Consider the following 2,993-nt stretch of genomic DNA (forward strand, 5'->3'; position numbering starts at 1 on the left):
GGGAGCGGACCCGACGCCGCTGCGCTGGCTGGGCCGACGGGCCACGGGCCCGCGCACCGCGATCGCGGCCCGCGCCCAGCGCTACTGGCTGGCCGATCCGCGGTACGCGGCCGGGCTCATCATCATCCCGCTCATGGCCGTCCTGCTGTGGTTCACCGGGGGCATGGCCGCGGAGGGGGGTCCCGGACTGGGCCTGCTGCTGATCCTCGGGCCGATCACCGCCTGGTCCCTGGCCTACTCGATCTCCGCGGACATCGCCTACGACCACACGGCGTTCCACCTGCACGTCGTCTCAGGCGTGCGGGGCGTGGACGACCGCTGGGGCCGGGTCCTGGGCCTGGCGGGCTGGGGCGTGCCGATGATCCTGCTCGTGACGACGGCGACGGTGGCGGCGGCGGGGGACTGGTCCCTGCTGGCGCCGATGCTGGGCCTGGCCCTCGGCCTGTTCGGGACGACCGCCGGGCTGTCCGCGTTCGTCTCCGCCCGCTTCGTCTACCCGGTTCCGAAGCCGGGGGACAGCCCGTTCGCGACGCCGCAGGGCGCGGCCATGCGCACGATGCTCGTCCAGGGCGCCGCGATGCTGGTCAGCCTGGCGCTCGCGGTGCCGTTCCTGGTGCCCTTCGTCGTCCGGCTCGTCACCGGGGCCGCCGTGTGGGGCTGGGTGACGGTGGCGCTCGGGCTCGCGTGGGGCGCCGTCGCGCTGTGGCTGGGCGTGCGCCTGGGGGCGCGCTGGTACGACCGCGCGCAGGCCGAGACCTACCAGGCCGTGGCTGCCTTCTGAGGGGCGCGGCTAGACTGGCCCGCATGAGTGTGACCGGCGAACCCGACCTGAACGACCCCTTCGCGCCCGCCGGCGGCGGCACGTCCGTCCTCGAGCGTGAGGAGCTGCGCCAGGAGATCGAGCCCGGCGACCACGAGCGCTTCGCCCACTACGTCCGCAAGGAGAAGATCACGGAGTCCGCCGTCACCGGCGCCCCCGTGATCGCCCTGTGCGGCAAGGTGTGGGTGCCGGGCCGGGACCCGAACAAGTTCCCCGTGTGCCCCACGTGCAAGGAGATCTACGAGGGCCTGCGCGAGCCGCAGGACGGCGGCGACGGCGACGGCGGCGGCAAGCGCGGTGGCTGGTTCGGAGGCCGCGGCCGTGGCTGACGGCCGCTCCCTGACGAGCGGCACCCCGGACGGCAGCGTCCAGCACGACCTGTTCCACATCGGCGAGGACCTTCCCCCCGCCATGCCCGAGCGCGCAGCGTGGGGGACGGCCCCCAAGCTGCGCCAGTGGCAGCAGGAGGCGCTGGAGCGTTACCTCCAGACCGCCCCGCAGGACTTCCTGGCGGTCGCGACCCCCGGCGCGGGCAAGACGACGTTCGCGCTGCGCGTGGCCAAGATCCTGATGGACTCCGGCGTCGTGCAGCGGCTGACCGTCGTCGCGCCCACGGACCACCTCAAGCGCCAGTGGGCGGACAACGCCGCGCGCGTCGGCATCGCGATCGACCCGAACTTCAAGAACGCCGACGGGCGGCACGGCGCCGAGTACCGCGGGGTGGCGCTGACGTACGCCCAGGTGGCGAACAAGCCCGTCCTGCACCGCAACCGCACCGAGGCCGCCAAGACGCTGGTGATCCTCGACGAGATCCACCACGGCGGCGACGCCCTGAGCTGGGGCGAGGGCATCCGTGAGGCGTTCGAGCCGGCCACGCGGCGTCTGTCCCTGACCGGCACCCCGTTCCGCTCGGACACCGCCTCCATTCCCTTCGTCCGCTACGAACTCGGTGCGGACGGCATCGAGCGGTCGAAGGCGGACTACACGTACGGCTACGGCCCGGCGCTGCGGGACCACGTGGTGCGCCCGGTGATCTTCATGGCCTACTCCGGGCAGATGCGCTGGAAGACCTCCACCGGCGAGGTCATGGAGGCTCAGCTCGGCGAGGCCGCCACGAAGGACATCACCGCCTCCGCCTGGCGCACCGCGCTGGACCCGGCGGGCGAGTGGATCCCGTCCGTGCTGCGCGCTGCGGACCGCCGGCTCACCGAGGTGCGCCGCAACGTGCCCGACGCCGGCGGCCTCGTGATCGCCTCGGACCACCAGGACGCGCGCGCGTACGCCGCGCAGCTCGAGGCGCTGACCGGCCAGCGGCCGGCCGTGATCCTCTCGGACGACAAGGGCGCCTCGGATCGCATCGAGGAGTTCGCCGCGTCGGACGAGCGGTGGATGGTGGCGGTGCGCATGGTGTCCGAGGGCGTGGACGTGCCCCGCCTGTGCGTGGGCGTGTACGCCACGTCCACGTCCACGCCCCTGTTCTTCGCCCAGGCCGTGGGCCGCTTCGTGCGCTCCCGCCGGCGTGGGGAGACCGCCTCGGTGTTCCTGCCGTCCGTGCCCGCGCTCATGCTGCTGGCCAACGAGATGGAGCTCGAGCGGGACCACGCGCTGGACCGCAAGGAGGGCGCCGTCGACGTCGAGGACCTCGAGGACGCCCCCGAGGAGGACCTCATCGCGGAGGCCAACCGGGCCGAGAGCGGCTCGGACGCGCTGACGCGGGAGAAGTTCGAGGCCCTCGAGTCCCGGGCGAGCTTCGACAAGGTGCTCTTCGACGGCGGCGAGTTCGGCCTCGGCGGCGCCGTCGGCTCGGAGGAGGAGCAGGACTTCCTCGGCATCCCGGGCCTGCTGGACGCCGAGCAGGTCTCCGCCCTGCTGCGGCAGCGGCAGGCCGAGCAGATCCAGCGCCGGCCGCGTGCGCAGGCGGCCGAGCCCGCCGACGTCGTGGACCACCGGCGGATGAAGGAGCTGCGCTCCGAGCTGTCCAAGACGGTGTCCGCCTGGGCGGCCCGTTCCGGCCAGCCGCACGGGGTGATCCACAACCGCCTGCGGGAGATCTCCGGCGGCCCCGCCGTGGCCCAGGCCTCCCGCGAGCAGCTGGAGAAGCGGCTGAGCACCCTGCGCGGGTGGTTCGTCGGCCGGACCTGAGGTCCGCCGGGCGCGGCGGGCGCCGGCGGGG

The 2,993-nt window shown here is 73.9% G+C and carries 2 protein-coding genes and 1 pseudogene; all 3 read left to right on the top strand.

What is annotated here, in order from left to right; genetic code table 11:
* Positions 1 to 781 (top strand): annotated as a pseudogene (locus HMPREF3105_RS10650) (Tat (twin-arginine translocation) pathway signal sequence); the annotation flags it as partial.
* Between the two features lie 23 nt (positions 782 to 804).
* Positions 805 to 1,149, top strand: coding sequence for a DUF3039 domain-containing protein (locus tag HMPREF3105_RS10655; RefSeq protein ID WP_010079007.1), 345 nt, complete (start codon positions 805 to 807; stop codon positions 1,147 to 1,149).
* Positions 1,142 to 2,962: a DEAD/DEAH box helicase gene (locus tag HMPREF3105_RS10660; RefSeq protein ID WP_083325338.1), complete on the top strand. Its 1,821-nt coding sequence runs from the start codon at positions 1,142 to 1,144 to the stop codon at positions 2,960 to 2,962. Before HMPREF3105_RS10655 ends, HMPREF3105_RS10660 begins: the two co-directional genes overlap by 8 nt.
* Positions 2,963 to 2,993 lie beyond the last annotated feature (31 nt).

It is taken from the genome of Micrococcus sp. HMSC31B01 (assembly GCF_001816085.1).
In the GTDB taxonomy this organism is placed as follows: Bacteria; Actinomycetota; Actinomycetes; order Actinomycetales; family Micrococcaceae; genus Micrococcus; species Micrococcus luteus.

Bases quoted from the DNA above. Each gene is read 5' to 3' on its own strand.
- HMPREF3105_RS10655 (WP_010079007.1), top strand. From the start codon at position 805: ATGAGTGTGACCGGCGAACCCGACCTGAACGACCCCTTCGCGCCCGCC.